This window comes from Priestia sp. SIMBA_032 (assembly GCF_046535215.1).
Classification (GTDB): domain Bacteria; phylum Bacillota; class Bacilli; order Bacillales; family Bacillaceae_H; genus Priestia; species Priestia aryabhattai.
Window position 1 is genome coordinate 704062 of record NZ_JAWRXD010000002.1, and the last position, 16997, is coordinate 721058.

Genomic DNA, 16997 nt, shown 5'->3' on the forward strand with positions numbered 1-16997 from the left:
AGAAAAATTAATGTCTGCAAGAGAACTGCCAGTTGTTATAGGTGTTGTACTCATTATCGTTATGCTTGTTATTCCGTTGCCTTCATGGTTATTAAGTATTTTAATCATGATTAACATTTCTCTTGCGCTGCTTGTACTGCTCGTTTCCATGAATATGAAAGAACCTTTAGAGCTATCGGTGTTTCCGTCTTTGCTACTGGTCCTTACGCTGTTTCGATTAGGTTTGAACGTATCGACAACACGTTCCATTTTAGGAACAGGAGAAGCAGGCGGAGTAGTGGAAACATTTGGCCACTTCGTGATTGGAGGAAATCCGTTAGTGGGGTTTGTTGTCTTCATTATTTTAATTATCATTCAGTTTCTTGTTATCACAAAAGGAGCGGAGCGTGTTTCTGAAGTAGCCGCACGTTTTACCTTGGATGCGATGCCAGGGAAACAAATGAGCATTGATGCGGATTTAAATGCAGGTATGATTTCAGAAAAACAAGCAATTGACCGCCGTGAAAAAATTCAGCGCGAAGCAGATTTTTACGGAGCAATGGATGGAGCTAGTAAATTCGTCAAAGGTGATGCCATTGCAGGGATTGTCATTACCCTTATTAACATCTTGTTTGGAATTATTATCGGCATGCTGCAAATGGGAATGTCCATCACTGAAGCATCCCAAACCTTTACTTTGTTAACAGTAGGCGATGGATTAGTGAGTCAAATTCCAGCCCTCATGATTTCAACAGCGACGGGGATTATCGTCACGAGAGCTGCTTCAACAGGCAATTTGAGCGAAGATATTACACGGCAGCTGTTTGCTTTTCCCGTTGTGCTTTATGTAACTGGGGGAACAATTGCGGCTCTTGGTTTAATCACGCCAATTAATGATGTCATTACAATGCCTATTGCTATTTTATTAGGAGTGGGAGGCTATTATTTGTCTCAGGCTAAAAATCAGGCGGTTCGTGAAGAAATGGCGCCTACTGAAGAAGAGCTAGAAGACAATGAGATGAAAAGTCCAGAGAGTGTTGTCAATCTATTAAGCGTTGATCCGATTGAATTTGAATTTGGGTATGCATTAATTCCGCTTGCTGATGCGAATCAAGGAGGCGATTTGCTTGATCGAATTGTCATGATTAGGCGCCAGCTGGCACTTGAGCTAGGGTTAGTCATTCCGGTTGTTCGCATCAGAGATAACATTCAGCTTCAGCCCAACGAATACTGTCTTAAAATAAAGGGCAATGAAGTGGCAAAAGGGGAGCTGCTGCTCGATCACTACTTAGCAATCAGTCCGGGAATGGATGATGATTTGATTGAGGGAATTGATACGTTAGAACCGGCTTTTAAAATGCCTGCGAAATGGATTAGCGAGTCGGTGAAGGAGCAGGCTGAGATGTTCGGGTATACCGTTGTGGACCCTCCGTCGGTTGTGTCTACGCACATAACAGAAGTTATAAAATCGTATGCGCATGAGCTGATTGGAAGGCAGGAGACAAAGCAGCTAATTGATCACACAAAAGAAACGTATCCTATTTTAATTGAGGAAGTAACGCCTAATCCGCTTTCTGTTGGAGACATTCAAAGGGTACTGGCAAAACTTTTAAAAGAAAGCGTCTCAATTCGAAATTTACCCGTTATTTTTGAGGTGCTGGCCGACTACGGAAAAATGACGTCAGACACCGATTTGTTAACTGAATATGTCCGGCAAGGGCTCGCAAGACAAATTACCAGTCAATACACGGTCCAAGAAGGTCTGCTTCGAGTTCTTACCCTTTCAGGAAAAGTTGAAAAAACGATGGCTGAAGCTGTTCAACAAACGGAGCATGGGAATTATTTATCACTAGACCCTAACGTTTCACAAGCTATTGTGGAAAGTATAGCTAAGCAAATAGAAACACTTTCTTTTCAAGAACAGTCTCCAATTGTGTTATGTTCTCCTGCGGTGAGGATGTACGTGCGCCAAATCACTGAGCGGTATTTTACCCATATGGCGGTTTTATCATATAACGAGCTAGAAGCAAATGTTGAAGTTCAAAGTGTTGGAGTGGTGGATATCTGATGAAAGTAAAAAAATACGTAGTAGCATCTATGCCGCAAGCTATGAAAGCCATTCGTTCAGATTTAGGGGAGGAAGCGGTTATTTTACATTCAAAACAAATTCGAACAGGAGGTTTTCTTGGCTTATTTACTAAGGCGAAAATAGAAGTATTGGCAGCTGTCGATTCCGTAGAAAAGCTGAGCGTAAAGAAGAACTTAGCACCGCCAGAACCCAGTATGAAAGATAATCAATTTTTTATGAAGCAGCAGCTCAGTGAGTTAAATACTCTTGTCTCACAAATGAGTCAAATGCCAAAGGTTTCTTCAGGTTCATATCCGAAAGCAGTGGAAGATGTGCTTGCCTATTTGCATTTGCAAGAAATAGACGAAGCTATTTTAGAAAACTTGGAGGCTCCTATGCTAGAGTACTACTACTTACATCGCCCTGACTCAAACCAACTCATGAAGTGGACGAAAAGCTGGCTTGTCAATCAGTTTAAAGCAAGTGAATGGAGCGGTCCTTTTAAAAAATATGTAAGTGTAGTAGGGCCAACAGGTGTCGGTAAAACAACCACTCTTGCTAAATTGGCCGCAAAGTGTGTCTTGGAACAAAATCAAAAAATAGCATTTATCACAACGGACACCTATAGAATTTCAGCGATTGAGCAGCTTAAGACGTACGCTTCGATCTTGAATGCGCCTTTAACGATTTGTTATAACGGAGCAGATTTTAAAAAAGCGTTGCTGGAAACAGAAGCATACGATGTGATTTTTATTGACACAGCAGGCCGTAACTTTTTAGAACCGCAATACGTAAATGATTTAAAGAAAATTATTACGTTTCAAGAAGATTTGCAAACGTTTCTTGTTTTAGCCCTAACGTCAAAAGTATCAGATATGAAAGCTGTATATGAACGTTTTGCTAGTCTGCCTGTTGATCACTTGATTTTTACGAAGCAAGATGAAACCACCCGCAAAGGCTCACTTTTAAATATGTTATATCATTACGGCCAGCGAGCTGCTTTTACAACAAACGGGCAGGATGTACCAGAAGATGTTTCGTCATTTAAAATAGAAGAGTTTATCGACGATGTGTTTGGAGATTGGAAAGATGAATGATCAAGCAGCAGTTTTAAGAGAAAAAGTGTTAAAGAAGCATCAAAACTCTTTAAGGAATTGTAAAACAATAGCCGTGTTAAGTGGAAAAGGAGGAGTTGGAAAGTCGAATCTATCCTTAAACTTATCTCTTGCGCTAACGAAAAAAAAGCAAAGAGTTCTTCTTTTTGACATGGATATAGGGATGGGAAATATTGATATTTTGATTGGACAAACTGCTTCCTATACGATGGTTGATTTGCTAGAAAAAAAGCTTTCCATCCAGCAAATTATTAAAAAAGGTCCTCAAGATTTAGCTTATGTGGCTGGTGGAACAGGGGTTTCCTCTGTATTTGAATGGTCTCCATCAGACCTTGCTCATTTAATACAAGAATTGAGTTCTTTAACAAATCAATACGATTATATGATTTTTGATATGGGAGCGGGCATGTCAGAAAGTGTGCTTAAGTTTTTAAAAGCTGTAGATGAAATGATCGTGGTCACAACACCCGAACCTACATCTATCACAGATGCCTACGCTGCTATTAAGCTAGCAGCTTCCTATTCTGTATCAGCACCGGTTCGTCTTATTATTAACAAGACGCTTTCTGACAAAGAAGGAAATGAGACGTATGAACGATTTAACCGAGCTGTTCAGCAGTTTTTGAACATATCTATTTCTCTATTAGGTATTGTGCCAAACAATCAAGCTGTCCAAAAAGCGGTCAATCGCCAAATGCCTTTTTTGCTTCAAAACCCAGCATCTAAAGCGAGTATATCACTAATAGAAATGGTGAATATGCTTATTCCTCAAGACAATAGGACAACGGCTAAAACCGAGGGAATGTTTATTCGGCGCCTCAAACGATTTTTTCTTGAAAGGTAGGAAATTAGAGTGAATGAAATAAAGGTGCTCATTGTGGATGATTCTGCATTTATGCGAAAGTTAATCGGCGATTTTTTAGCATGTGACAGTCGTTTTCACGTTGTGGGTACAGCACGTAACGGTGAAGAAGGGTTAAAAAAAGCGCTCAAGCTGTCGCCAGACGTTGTGACACTTGATATCGAAATGCCCAAAATGAATGGCTTAGATATGTTAAAACAGCTCATGCGTGTGAAGCCTCTTCCTGTTGTCATGTTATCGAGTACAACAATAGAAGGTGCTGAAAATACGCTGACCGCTATGCAGTACGGCGCAGTTGATTTTGTTGCTAAACCTTCGGGAGCTATTTCGCTTGACTTACATAAAGTGAAAGATGAGCTCATCTCTAAACTATTGCTGGCTAGTAAAGCCAACATATCTTCAAGCAGTCATCAGCACATGCAAAAAAGCAGTGTATATAACCTCCCGGCAGGGACGAAGGTGAACAAAATGATTTGTATTGGTACTTCTACTGGAGGGCCGCGTGCGCTGCAAGAAGTATTATCAACTGTTTCAAAAGATATAAGTGCACCCATTTTTATTGTGCAGCATATGCCTCCAAATTTCACAAAATCATTAGCGGTTAGACTAAATCAGCTAGCTGATATTGAAGTGAAAGAAGCAAAAGACAATGAAAACGTTCGCTCAGGATGTGCTTATATTGCTCCTGGAGGTTTTCATATGACGGTTGTAGAGAAAAAAGGACAGCTCAGCATTTGTCTAGACACTTCTTCACCTATAAAAGGACATCGCCCCTCAGTGGATCGATTGTTTCAGTCGATTAGTAAAATTTCAGGTTATCAAAAACTTGCTATTGTGTTGACGGGAATGGGGGCGGATGGAACGGAAGGCATTATTAATTTAAAGAAAAATAAAGACGCGCTTATATTGGCTGAATCTGAAGAAACAGCTGTCATTTATGGAATGCCCAAATCAGCTGTTTCTACAAAGCTTGTTGATTATATTGAACCGCTGCGAAACGTTGGAAGCTTTATTTCTCGCTACGCACAGAAATAGGAGGGAAAGTTACGATGGATATGAATCAATATCTAGAAGTGTTTATTGAAGAAAGCAAGGAACATCTTCAAAACGTTAATGACCAGCTAATGCGTTTTGAAAAAAAAACCGATGATCTTGGCTATGTAAACGAAATTTTTCGGTCTGCTCATACGTTAAAAGGTATGTCTGCAACAATGGGGTTTGATGATTTAGCACAATTAACTCACAAAATGGAAAACGTGTTAGATGCCGTTCGAAATCATCAAATCGACGCGCACACGGAAGTTCTTGATGCTTTGTTTCAATCAGTCGATGCGCTAGAAATAATGGTTCAATCTATTTCTGAAGGCGGCAATGGTCAGCTTGATGTCAAATTGCTTGTTCAAAAGCTGCAGCGTATTGTAGCAGAGGAACCCGCAGCAGAGCATGCGGCTTCTTCTATTGAGTATGATGAATTCGTACAAACGCTGCTCAGTCAAACAGCAGATCAAGGGTTTAATACGTTTGAAATAACCGTACAGCTCGAGCGCACCTGTCTGTTAAAAGCTGCGCGTGCGTATATGGTATTTGATGTGTTAGAGCAAGCAGGAGACGTCATTAAGTCAGTACCAACCGTTCAAGATATCGAACAAGAAAAATTTGAATCATCTTTTATCGTTATATTAGTAACGACCGAATCGCAAGAAAAGCTGCAGGCGAGCATTATGGAAGTCTCTGAAGTAGAAAGCGTGAAACTTGCTGCGGTCCCCATAAAAAAGGAGACAGAAACGGAGAAGCCGGTTTCACAAGAAGCAGCAGCAGCCATACAGGAAGTTACTGTGTCCGCACCTTTTAAACGGCCTGTTGAAGAGAAAAGACAGGCCTCAAATAACAAGACGATTCGAGTCAATATTGACCGTTTGGACAGTCTCATGAACTTGTTTGAAGAACTAGTTATTGATAGAGGCAGGTTAGAACAAATATCAAAAGAATTGAATAACAGCGAGTTAGACGAAACGGTAGAGCGGATGTCCCGTATTTCTGGAGATTTGCAAACGATTATTTTAAATATGCGTATGGTGCCTGTAGAAACCGTTTTTAATCGGTTTCCTCGTATGGTGAGACAGCTTTCAAAAGATTTAGGGAAACAAATTGAACTTCAAATTGTCGGAGCCGACACAGAGCTAGACCGAACCGTCATTGATGAAATTGGAGATCCGCTTGTTCACTTATTAAGAAATGCCGTTGACCATGGAATTGAAATGCCTCAAGTGCGCTTAAAGAACGGAAAGAATGAAAAGGGAACGATTCGCCTTAAAGCTTATCATAGCGGAAATCATGTCTTTATTGATTTAGAAGATGACGGGGCGGGCATCAATCGTGAAAAGATACTGCAAAAAGCGTTAGATCGAGGAATTATCGATGGAAAAACAGCTGAAACGCTGACGGATAAACAAGTGTACGAGCTCATTTTTGCTTCGGGCTTTTCGACGGCTGAACAAATTTCAGATGTTTCCGGACGAGGAGTAGGTTTAGATGTCGTGAAAAACACGATTGAATCTCTAGGGGGTTCTGTAACGATCGATTCTAATGAAGGGTACGGTTCGCGTTTTTCTATTCAGCTGCCGCTCACTTTGTCTATCATTTCTGCTTTACTCGTGCAAATGAGTGAAGAGCGCTATGCCTTGCCGCTTTCTTCAATTATTGAAACAGCTATTGTTCAGCCGAAAGAGGTCATGCACGTACACGGTCAAAAGGTTATTGACTTTCGAGGAGCTATTATTCCTCTTGTTGATTTAAAAGAACTATTTACTGTGCCTAACTCGGTACAAGGGGATCATTATTCAGTCGTTATTGTGAAAAAAGGAGAAAAGACCGCCGGGCTAATTGTTGATTCTTTTATCGGTCAGCAGGAAATCGTTTTAAAATCTTTAGGTCATTATCTGCCCGGTGTATTTGCTATTTCAGGAGCCACGATTTTAGGCGATGGACAAGTAGCACTTATCATTGATTGCAACGCTTTGATTAAATAACAAACACTGTAAAAGGAAAGGGAGAAATGCATGAAAATTATTGTGTTTCAATTAGAGGACGAGGAGTACGGAATTTCAGTAGAAGAAGTGCAATCGATTGAAAAGATTCAGCACATAACACGTGTTCCTGGAGTAAAAGAATATGTAAAAGGTGTTATTAATCTTCGCGGTGTTATTACACCGATTATTGATTTGCGCACTCGTTTTAACTTACAAGAACAGCTTAACCATGAGCTGACACGTATTATTATGGTTCGTCTTAATGATATAGAAGCAGGTTTGATTGTCGATGCGGCAAATGATGTGGTGGATATTGATGAAAAAACGATTGCTTCAGTACCTGAAACAGTTGAAGGAACAGCTGTAGAATACTTGAACGGAGTCGTTAAAGTAGATAGCCGTTTAATTGTTCTTCTCAATTTACCTCAAGTGCTCTCTTTAGAAGACCACCTCCAGTGAGCCAAACGAATAATGGATATCAGGCTGAAGGTTCTAGGAGTTGAAGAATCGTGAGAGATGATAAACAAGTGATTAAGGTAGGAATTGCCGAGATGAATGTTACACATGCACCCGCAGTGCTTCGAACAGCGGGATTAGGGTCATGTGTAGGAGTTATCATTTATGACTCTGTTCACTCAGTAGCTGGGCTCGCTCATGTGATGCTTCCGGATTCAAACGGGGCTAAATGTCCTTTTAATCGAGCTAAATATGCAGATACAGCCGTTTTTGATTTGATAAATATGTTGATTAAACAAGGCGCACATAGAAGATTATTAAAAGCAAAAATAGCAGGGGGCGCACAGATGTTTCAATTTGAACCAAGAAATGATGTGATGCGAATTGGCCTTCGAAATGTTCAAGCAGTGGAGAGAGAGCTGCATAGAAACAGTGTAGAAATTGCGGCAAAAGCTATAGGAGGACACAACGGACGCACAATTGAATTTGATCCCCAAACGGCTATTTTAAAGGTTCGTACGATTAATGAAGGAATAAAAACGATATAAAGCGCGCTCTGACCGTTGACCGTTTAATAGCGCTATAAAAAGGAGTTGAAAGACCCTTGAAAAGTATACAAGAAGTTGAAGAACATAAAATTTGGCAGGAATGGATAGAGACGAGAGACTCATATGCGGGAAACATGCTTGTTAAAAAGTATATGCCGCTTGTTAACTATCATGTTCAGCGGATTAGCGTGGGGTTGCCAAAGAATATTCATAAAGAAGAGCTTCGTAGTTTAGGGTTAATCGGCCTTTACGATGCTTTGGAAAAGTTTGATTACGGTAGAGACTTAAAGTTTGATACATATGCGTCTTTTCGAATTCGAGGGGCGATAATAGACGGGCTTCGTAAAGAAGATTGGTTATCAAGAAGCGCAAGGGAAAAGACGAAAAAGATTGAGCAAGCAACAGAAGCACTTGAACAAAGATACTTGCGCAGAGTTGCACCAAGTGAGGTTGCAAAAGAAGTAGGCATGACAGAAGCAGATGTTGTTCATACAATGAATGAAGGCTTCTTAGCTAACGTTTTGTCAATGGAAGAACAGCCAAAAGAGTATGAAGATGGAGAGCAAAAATACACGATTAAAGATGAAAAAACGCGCTCCCCTGAAGAGGAGCTAATTAACGACGAACGATATCAAGAGCTCGCTGAAGTTATTGAGCAGCTAAATGAAAAAGAGCAGCTTGTTGTTTCATTATTCTATAAAGAAGAGTTGACTTTCACGGAGATCGCGCAGCTGTTAGGGCTATCCACTTCACGCATTTCTCAAATTCATTCGAAAGCGCTGTTTAAAATGCGTACGAGTTTAAGCAAAATAATTTAGTGAAGAGGTAAAAGGATGGGGTTTTTACTCACAGTTAGTTTTTTAATTCATGGTCTATCACTGCTTTGCATTATTCTTTTATATATGCAAGTGACCAAAGTGAAAAGGATTGAAAGCTTGCACCAGCAAAATATAAATAAAATGGAAGCTGCAATGAGTTCATATCTCGCTGAATTTCAGGAACAAAACGAACAGTTTTTACGACAGCTTCGTGAGCGTTCAACTTCGCTTTCTTCCGAAATGGAAGAAAACAGCGCGAAATCACCTTTGGTAGATGAAGAAGACGTGCCTGTTCAAAGGGTGGATCTAAAAAGTGAGCCTTCTCAGTCGCTGCATGAACTTCTCTCTATAGAAGAAAATCAGAAACATATAAGCACATCTTTTGATGAATTAACTACAGACCAAATTCAAGATTTGTCAGGTGAAGAGATAAAAGAATTTTCCGTTTATTTAAAGGAAAAAGGTTTAACAATTGAAGAAATTGCAAAACATTTACACAGAGGGAAAACTGAAATTGAATTATTATTGAAATTTCATCAATAAACTTAATGAAACGCTTGCTTGTGAAAAAAGAGTGTGCTATATTAGTTTTTGGTGTTATTACACACGCTTGTTGATTCGGTTGATGGTGCTACTTTTTGTAGTTTCGGCTGAAGATGATATAAGCGGAGGAGACTTAAAACCATTAGGAGGAAAAACACATGTCAGTAATTTCAATGAAACAATTACTAGAAGCTGGTGTACATTTCGGTCACCAAACTCGCCGTTGGAACCCAAAGATGAAGAAATATATCTTCACTGAGCGTAACGGCATCTACATTATCGATCTTCAAAAAACAGTTAAGAAAGTAGAAGAAGCGTACAAATTCGTTAAAGAATTAGCTGCAGACGGCGGTACTGTTTTATTCGTAGGTACGAAAAAACAAGCTCAAGATTCTGTTAAAGAAGAAGCAGCTCGCGCTGGTATGTACTTTGTTAACCAACGTTGGTTAGGTGGTACATTAACTAACTTCTCAACTATCCAAAAACGTATCAAACGTTTAAAAGATATCGAAAAAATGCAAGAAGACGGTACTTTCGAAGTACTACCTAAGAAAGAAGTAGTTCAACTTAAAAAAGAGTTAGAGCGTCTTGAAAAATTCTTAGGCGGCATTAAAGATATGAAACAACTTCCAGATGCATTATTCATCATTGACCCTCGTAAAGAGCGTATTGCAGTAGCGGAAGCTAAAAAATTACACATTCCAATCGTTGGTATCGTAGACACTAACTGTGATCCAGACGAAATTGATTATGTAATCCCTGCAAACGATGATGCAATTCGTGCTGTTAAACTTTTAACTTCTAAAGTTGCTGATGCTATTCTAGAAGCTAAACAAGGTGAAGAAACAGCAGTTGAAACTGAAACAACTACTGCTTAATTCCGTGAAAGGTGATAAGAGGGAATAGCCTTTTATCACCTTTTTTTGAAAAGATTTAACCCATTTATATACATTAATTACATACCCAAACAAGGAGGCTACACATTATGGCAATTACTGCTCAAATGGTAAAAGAACTACGTGAAAAAACAGGCGCTGGTATGATGGATTGTAAAAAAGCGTTAACTGAAACTAACGGTGATATGGAGCAAGCAATCGATTTCTTACGTGAAAAAGGTATTGCAAAAGCTGCTAAAAAATCAGACCGTATTGCTGCTGAAGGTCTAACTTACATCGAAACTCAAGGTAACGAAGCTGTTATCTTAGAAGTTAACTCTGAAACTGATTTCGTTGCGAAAAACGAAGGTTTCCAAAAATTAACAAAAGAATTAGCTGCTCACATCTTAGCTAACAAACCAGCTGATGCTGCTGAAGCTGCTACTCAAAAAATGGAAAACGGTGCAACTGTTGAAGAACACATCAACTCTGCAATCGCTACAATCGGAGAAAAATTATCTCTACGTCGTTTCGCTGTAGCAACAAAAACTGATGCTGATGCATTTGGTGCTTACCTACATGCTGGCGGACGTATCGGTGTGTTAACAGTATTATCTGGTACAACTGAAGAAGCTGTTGCAAAAGACGTTGCTATGCACATCGCTGCAATCAACCCTAAATACATCTCTCGTGACCAAGTTTCTGCTGAAGAAACTGAGCGTGAGCGCGAAGTATTAACTCAACAAGCATTAAACGAAGGCAAACCAGAAAAAATCGTTGCAAAAATGGTTGAAGGTCGCCTTGGCAAATTCTTCGAAGATATTTGCTTACTAGATCAAACATTTGTTAAAAATCCTGATCAAAAAGTACGTCAGTTCGTTGAGAGCAAAGGCGCTACTGTTGAAAGCTTCGTTCGTTTTGAAGTAGGAGAAGGTATTGAGAAACGTCAAGACAACTTCGCTGAAGAAGTAATGAACCAAGTTAAAAAGTAAGGGTTTGACCGTATAGGGAACACTGTGTGTTCCCTTTTTTACAAAAGAGATCTCACCGTTAACGATGGAGGTAAGCATGAGTCAAGCAAAATATAATCGTATTGTATTAAAGTTAAGTGGAGAAGCATTAGCTGGTGAAGATGGTTTTGGTATTAACCCATCCATCATCAAATCTGTTGCTGAACAAGTAAAAGCCGTTTATGAATTAGGTGTGGAAATTGCTGTAGTCGTTGGTGGCGGAAACATTTGGCGTGGTAAAATTGGTAGTGAAATGGGTATGGATCGTGCAGCTGCTGATTATATGGGAATGCTAGCAACAGTAATGAACTCGCTGGCTCTTCAAGATAGCTTAGAGAACATTGGTGTGCAAACACGAGTTCAGACTTCTATCGAGATGAGACAAGTAGCAGAGCCTTATATTAGAAGAAAAGCTGTTCGACATCTTGAGAAAAAACGCGTTGTTATTTTCGCTGCGGGTACAGGAAACCCTTATTTCTCTACAGATACAACAGCAGCTTTGCGTGCAGCTGAAATCGAAGCTGACGTTATCTTAATGGCTAAAAACAACGTAGATGGCGTTTATAATGCAGATCCTAAGCTTGTACCTGATGCTGTAAAATATGAAACATTAACATATATTGATGTTTTAAAAGATGGACTAGCTGTTATGGATTCTACAGCTTCTTCATTATGTATGGACAACGATATTCCGCTAATTGTTTTCTCAATTACGGAAGAAGGCAATATTAAACGTGCCGTTACAGGCGAAAACATTGGAACAATTGTAAAGGGGAAATAAACATGCCAAAACAAGTGTTGCAAAACGCAAAAGAAAGAATGGAAAAAGCAATTCAATCATTTAGCCGCGAACTAGCATCAATTCGCGCTGGACGTGCAAGTGCGTCACTTCTTGATCGCGTAACGGTAGAATACTACGGTGCACCAACACCGATTAACCAATTGGCGCAAGTAAGTGTACCGGAAGCTCGTATGCTTGTTATTCAGCCTTATGACAAATCACAAATTGGTGAAGTTGAAAAAGCTATTTTAAAATCTGATTTAGGATTAACACCTACAAGCGATGGAACTATTATCCGTTTATCGATTCCTGCTTTAACGGAAGAGCGTCGTCGTGAGTTAGTGAAAATGGTGAAAAAATATGCTGAAGAAGCAAAAGTAGCGGTTCGTAACGTACGCCGTGATGCAAACGATGATTTTAAAAAGTTAGAGAAAAAAGGTGAAATTACTGAAGACGATTTACGCGGCTACAGTGATGACATTCAAAAACTAACGGATGATCATATCGTAAAAGTGGATAAAGTGGCAAAAGATAAAGAAGAAGAAATTATGGCAGTTTAAGTCATTTCAAGGTAAAATATATTGTAAAAGACCCTCTATTGTTTACAGGGGGTTTTTTTGTTAATAATGTGTAGTAAGAAAAAACTCACATAAGCTATACGTTTATGTGAGAGCGTACAACGGGGGACCTTTGCATGTTAAGAAAATTTCAAGCATGGAAGAAAAGTCAAGATTTAAATACACTGTCTTTGTCAGAACGAAAAGATCAAGTGAAACAGCACCCTGTTCCTGAACATATTGCAATTATTATGGATGGGAACGGTCGTTGGGCGCAAAAACGAGCTCTTCCTCGCATGATGGGCCATCATGAAGGAATGAAAGTAGTGCGTCATGTGACCAGACTGGCCAATGAATTAGGTGTTAAAGTATTAACGTTATATGCATTTTCCACTGAAAATTGGAAGCGCCCCAAAACTGAAGTTGAGTTTTTAATGAAATTGCCAGAGGAATTTTTAACAACCTTTTTGCCTGAGCTAATTGAAAAAAATGTGCAAGTTCGTATTATGGGAGATAAAAGTGAACTCCCTGCCCATACGATTCGAGCCGTGGATAAGGCAATTGAAAAAACAAAGCATAACACGGGGATGATTTTAAACTTCGCGCTTAATTACGGTAGCCGTCACGAAATTGTGGGCGCTATTCGGTCATTGGCAGAAGATGTAGAACAGGGAAAAGTGGCTTCCTCTTCTATTTCAGAAAATTTATTTTCTTCCTATTTAATGAGCAAAAGCCTTCCAGATCCGGATTTGCTTATTCGCACAAGTGGCGAGCTTCGCTTAAGTAACTTTATGCTTTGGCAGCTAGCGTACACAGAGTTTTGGTTTACAAAAGTATTATGGCCAGATTTTAAAGAAAATCATTTAATCGAAGCAGTCGAGGCGTTCCAAAAGCGCGGTCGCCGCTTTGGTGGTGTATAAGAAGGTGTGGAAAACAAGATGAAACAGCGCATTATCACCGCGATTGTAGCACTTGCGGTATTTGTGCCGATTGTTTTAATTGGAGGGTTACCTTTTACCCTTATCATGTATGTAATTGGAACAGTTGGTGTAATTGAGCTTTTAAAAATGAAACATTTGAAAGCAATGTCTTTTCCAAGTATCATTAGTATATTACTAACTTGGGTGTTTTTGCTGCCAAACGGAAGAGATGTTGCATTTCAATTCTTAAGTGAACATAAGATAGAAGTAGCGCTTGCTGCTGTCCTTCTTTTATTAATGTACACGGTTGTAGTTAAAAATAAATTTACCTTCGATGACGTTGGATTTATTTTATTAACGACAGTATATGTTGGCTTTGGCTTTCATTATTTTATCGAGGTTCGTCAAGAGTTCGGCTTAGCTTATTTGTTCTTTGCTTTTCTTATTATTTGGGCGACGGATTCCGGAGCTTATTTTATTGGACGAGCAATGGGGAAACGAAAGCTATGGCCGGAAATCAGTCCCAATAAAACAATTGAAGGTTTTGTTGGTGGCGTCGTATGCGCTATTGTAGTAGCCATTGTATTTAAGCTGTTAGCAAATATTGATCAAACGATGATCGAACTACTTGTAATTGGTATTATCGTATCGTTATTTGGCCAGATGGGTGATCTTGTACAATCAGCGTTCAAACGTCACTATGGCGTAAAAGATTCAGGGAAAATTTTACCGGGTCATGGTGGGATTTTAGACCGTTTTGACAGTTTGATGTTCATCATGCCAATTTTAGCTTTTTTATTATCTCTATAAAAAAGATGTCTTTGTTTTAATAGGAGTGAATATACTTGAAGAAAATTTCCTTGTTAGGAGCTACAGGTTCAATCGGTACTCAAACCGTTGATATTGTTCGAGCGCATCCTGAACATTTTGAGCTCTCAGCAATTTCTGTAGGTCGAAATATTAATGAAACAAGAAAGATTATTCAGCAGTGTAAGCCAGCCCTTGTTTCTGTGATGAAGAAAGAAGATTGTCTGTCGCTGCAAGCGGAATTCCCTTCTATTCGATTTGTTTATGGAGAAGAAGGGCTTGTGGAAGTAGCAACTCATCCATCTACAGAAGTGTTGGTAAACGCTGTTCTTGGAAGTGTAGGGTTGACTCCTACGCTAGAAGCAATCAAAATGAGAAAAACAATTGCTATTGCAAATAAAGAGACACTTGTTACCGCTGGTCACCTTGTCATGGAAGCAGCCAAGGAATATGGCGCTGATATTTTACCGGTAGACAGTGAGCACTCAGCTATTTTTCAAAGTTTGCAAGGGCAAGATCAAAAAGCAATAGATCGTTTAATTTTAACGGCTTCTGGAGGGAGCTTTCGAGATAAGACGAGAGCAGAACTACAGGGAGTAACGGTTGAAGATGCGTTAAATCATCCAAACTGGTCAATGGGAGCTAAAATTACAATTGATTCGGCAACGATGATGAATAAGGGACTAGAAGTGATTGAAGCACATTGGCTTTTTAATCTTCCCTATGAGAAAATTGATGTATTGTTACATAAGGAAAGCATCATTCATTCTATGGTAGAGTATTCTGATACAAGCGTTATTGCTCAGCTTGGAACGCCTGATATGCGCGTGCCAATTCAATACGCGTTAACGTATCCAAAGCGCATGTCTTTGCCTAACACCAAGCGTTTAAGTTTGGCGGATATTGGCCAGCTTCATTTCGCTAAAATGGATGAAGAGCGTTTTCGCTGTTTAGCTTTTGCATTTGAGGCTGGCAAAGCGGGTGGAACACTTCCGACTGTTTTAAACGCAGCTAATGAAGAAGCTGTTCAAGCCTTTCTAGATGGGCACATTACATTTTTACAAATTGAAGATGTGATTGAAAAAGCAATGAATGAACATACTGTAATACAGAAACCTTGTTTATCTACTATCAAAGAAGTAGATTTAGAAGCAAGAGAGTTTGTTAGATCCGCCATCTCTCGATAATGTGCGTGCGAGAGAAGCCGCTCACTTATTTCTAGTGGGTGGAGGTTTGACTCTATTACATGAAGGGGGTAATACCCATTGAACACAGTCATTGCGTTTGTCGTCATTTTTGGAGCTCTTGTATTCTTTCATGAGCTTGGTCATTTAGTTTTTGCAAAGCGTGCAGGCATCTTATGCCGTGAGTTTGCCATTGGGTTTGGTCCCAAAATCTTTTCATTTAAACGAGATGAAACAGTTTATACCATTCGCTTACTGCCTCTAGGTGGATTTGTTCGAATGGCTGGAGAAGACCCGGAAATGATTGAAGTTAAGCCTGGTCAAATGGTGGGCCTCATGTTTGATAAGGAAGGCAAAGTAAATAAAGTCATTATCAATAACAAGGAACAGCATCCAAATGCAAAAGTTATTGAGGTAGAGCAAGCAGACTTAGAGCATAATCTATTTATTTCAGGTTATGAAGAAGGTGAAGATGAACGTCTGCAAAAATTCGAGGTAGCAGAAGAATCTTACTTTGTTATGGACGGAGAAGAAATTCAAATTGCACCTTACAGCCGTCAGTTTGCTTCCAAAACTCTTGGTCAGCGTGCACTAGCCATTTTCGCTGGCCCGCTAATGAACTTTATATTAGCCTTTGTTATTTTTATCGTTCTTGGGATTTCTCAAGGATATGTTGTTGACAAACCTGTGATGGGCAAATTAACATCAGATGGAGTAGCCGTTGATGCGGGACTTAAACAAGGAGATAAAGTTCAAGCAATTGATGGACAAAGTGTTTCAACGTGGGATGATGTCGTAAAAGTAATTCAAAAACATCCTGAACAGCAAATTACATTCACGGTTCAGCGCGGCGGCAAAACCCTTGATATTCCGATTACGCCTGAAAGCCGCAAGGTTGGGGAACAGACAATTGGATTAATTGGCGTATATGCACCGGTTGAAAAGTCATTCATTGGTTCGATCACGCACGGAGCTACTGAAACATATACGTGGATGAAAGAAATCTTAACGGGTCTAGGGAAGCTTGTGACAGGACAGTTCAAGCTCGATATGCTTTCTGGTCCTGTAGGTATTTACGCAGCAACCGATCAAGTAGCACAGTCAGGCATTTATTATCTAATGAAATGGGCAGCTGTTTTAAGTATTAACTTAGGGATTGTCAATTTGCTTCCACTTCCTGCTTTAGATGGAGGACGACTATTGTTCTTCGCTGTAGAAGGAATTCGTGGTAAGCCAATTGATCGTCAAAAAGAAGGCATTGTTCATTTTATCGGTTTTGCTTTATTAATGCTGCTGATGCTCGTTGTAACGTGGAACGATATTCAAAAGTTCTTTTTATAAGACATACGCTCAGCGAGGGATATTCCCTCGCTGATTATATGAAAATTGCGGCATGGTCCGCCTTAAAAAAATAAGATAGAGAAGTAAGCAAAGAGGTGCGAGGT

The 16997-nt window shown here is 39.6% G+C and carries 17 protein-coding genes; all 17 read left to right on the forward strand.

Annotated elements, in window-relative coordinates; translation table 11 throughout:
• Window positions 1–10 precede the first annotated feature (10 nt).
• The 17 genes from flhA (at window position 11) to rseP (ending at window position 16893) form a co-directional block, all read left to right on the forward strand.
• Window positions 11–2047 carry a flagellar biosynthesis protein FlhA gene (flhA, locus tag SB717_RS09585; protein ID WP_410903620.1) on the forward strand — a complete coding sequence of 679 codons (2037 nt, stop codon included), beginning with the start codon at window positions 11–13 and terminating at the stop codon, window positions 2045–2047.
• Window positions 2047–3144, forward strand: a complete 1098-nt coding sequence (gene flhF, locus SB717_RS09590) for a flagellar biosynthesis GTPase FlhF (RefSeq protein ID WP_410903621.1) — start codon at window positions 2047–2049, stop codon at window positions 3142–3144. Before flhA ends, flhF begins: the two co-directional genes overlap by 1 nt.
• Window positions 3137–4006 carry a MinD/ParA family protein gene (locus SB717_RS09595; protein ID WP_410903622.1) on the forward strand — a complete coding sequence of 290 codons (870 nt, stop codon included), beginning with the start codon at window positions 3137–3139 and terminating at the stop codon, window positions 4004–4006. The genes flhF and SB717_RS09595 overlap by 8 nt, the downstream gene beginning before the upstream one ends.
• Window positions 4007–4015: 9 nt before the next feature.
• Complete coding sequence (locus SB717_RS09600; protein WP_410903623.1) at window positions 4016–5059, forward strand: protein-glutamate methylesterase/protein-glutamine glutaminase; 1044 nt, start codon at window positions 4016–4018, stop codon at window positions 5057–5059.
• A gap of 14 nt (window positions 5060–5073) precedes the next feature.
• Window positions 5074–7053, forward strand: coding sequence for a chemotaxis protein CheW (locus SB717_RS09605; protein ID WP_410903624.1), 1980 nt, complete (start codon window positions 5074–5076; stop codon window positions 7051–7053).
• Window positions 7054–7083: 30 nt separating this feature from the next.
• Window positions 7084–7512 (forward strand): chemotaxis protein CheW, encoded by a 429-nt coding sequence (locus SB717_RS09610; protein WP_074677253.1) that lies wholly within the window; start codon window positions 7084–7086, stop codon window positions 7510–7512.
• Window positions 7513–7562: 50 nt separating this feature from the next.
• On the forward strand, window positions 7563–8057 hold the full coding sequence (locus SB717_RS09615; RefSeq protein ID WP_410903625.1) for a chemotaxis protein CheD: 495 nt from the start codon (window positions 7563–7565) through the stop codon (window positions 8055–8057).
• A 56-nt stretch (window positions 8058–8113) separates the two neighbouring features.
• A complete protein-coding gene (locus tag SB717_RS09620) occupies window positions 8114–8875 on the forward strand; it encodes a FliA/WhiG family RNA polymerase sigma factor (protein WP_074677249.1) in 762 nt (253 codons plus the stop codon).
• Between the two features lie 15 nt (window positions 8876–8890).
• A complete protein-coding gene (locus SB717_RS09625) occupies window positions 8891–9418 on the forward strand; it encodes a hypothetical protein (protein WP_410903626.1) in 528 nt (175 codons plus the stop codon).
• Window positions 9419–9576: 158 nt separating this feature from the next.
• Window positions 9577–10296, forward strand: coding sequence for a 30S ribosomal protein S2 (gene rpsB / locus SB717_RS09630; protein ID WP_013058850.1), 720 nt, complete (start codon window positions 9577–9579; stop codon window positions 10294–10296).
• Window positions 10297–10403: 107 nt separating this feature from the next.
• Window positions 10404–11285 carry a translation elongation factor Ts gene (tsf, locus tag SB717_RS09635; RefSeq protein WP_013058849.1) on the forward strand — a complete coding sequence of 294 codons (882 nt, stop codon included), beginning with the start codon at window positions 10404–10406 and terminating at the stop codon, window positions 11283–11285.
• 76 nt (window positions 11286–11361) lie between these two features.
• Window positions 11362–12084 (forward strand): UMP kinase, encoded by a 723-nt coding sequence (gene pyrH, locus SB717_RS09640; protein ID WP_028411409.1) that lies wholly within the window; start codon window positions 11362–11364, stop codon window positions 12082–12084.
• A gap of 2 nt (window positions 12085–12086) precedes the next feature.
• Window positions 12087–12644, forward strand: coding sequence for a ribosome recycling factor (gene frr / locus SB717_RS09645; protein WP_013058847.1), 558 nt, complete (start codon window positions 12087–12089; stop codon window positions 12642–12644).
• 134 nt (window positions 12645–12778) lie between these two features.
• The gene (gene uppS / locus SB717_RS09650) at window positions 12779–13561 is read left to right on the forward strand and encodes an undecaprenyl pyrophosphate synthase (RefSeq protein ID WP_028411408.1); all 783 of its coding nucleotides are present in this window, start codon (window positions 12779–12781) and stop codon (window positions 13559–13561) included.
• Window positions 13562–13579: 18 nt separating this feature from the next.
• Entirely contained in the window at window positions 13580–14371 is a 792-nt protein-coding gene (locus tag SB717_RS09655) for a phosphatidate cytidylyltransferase (protein ID WP_074677245.1), read from the forward strand.
• 35 nt (window positions 14372–14406) lie between these two features.
• Window positions 14407–15555 carry a 1-deoxy-D-xylulose-5-phosphate reductoisomerase gene (dxr, locus tag SB717_RS09660; RefSeq protein WP_074677243.1) on the forward strand — a complete coding sequence of 383 codons (1149 nt, stop codon included), beginning with the start codon at window positions 14407–14409 and terminating at the stop codon, window positions 15553–15555.
• 78 nt (window positions 15556–15633) lie between these two features.
• Window positions 15634–16893: an RIP metalloprotease RseP gene (gene rseP, locus SB717_RS09665; protein WP_025750292.1), complete on the forward strand. Its 1260-nt coding sequence runs from the start codon at window positions 15634–15636 to the stop codon at window positions 16891–16893.
• Window positions 16894–16997 lie beyond the last annotated feature (104 nt).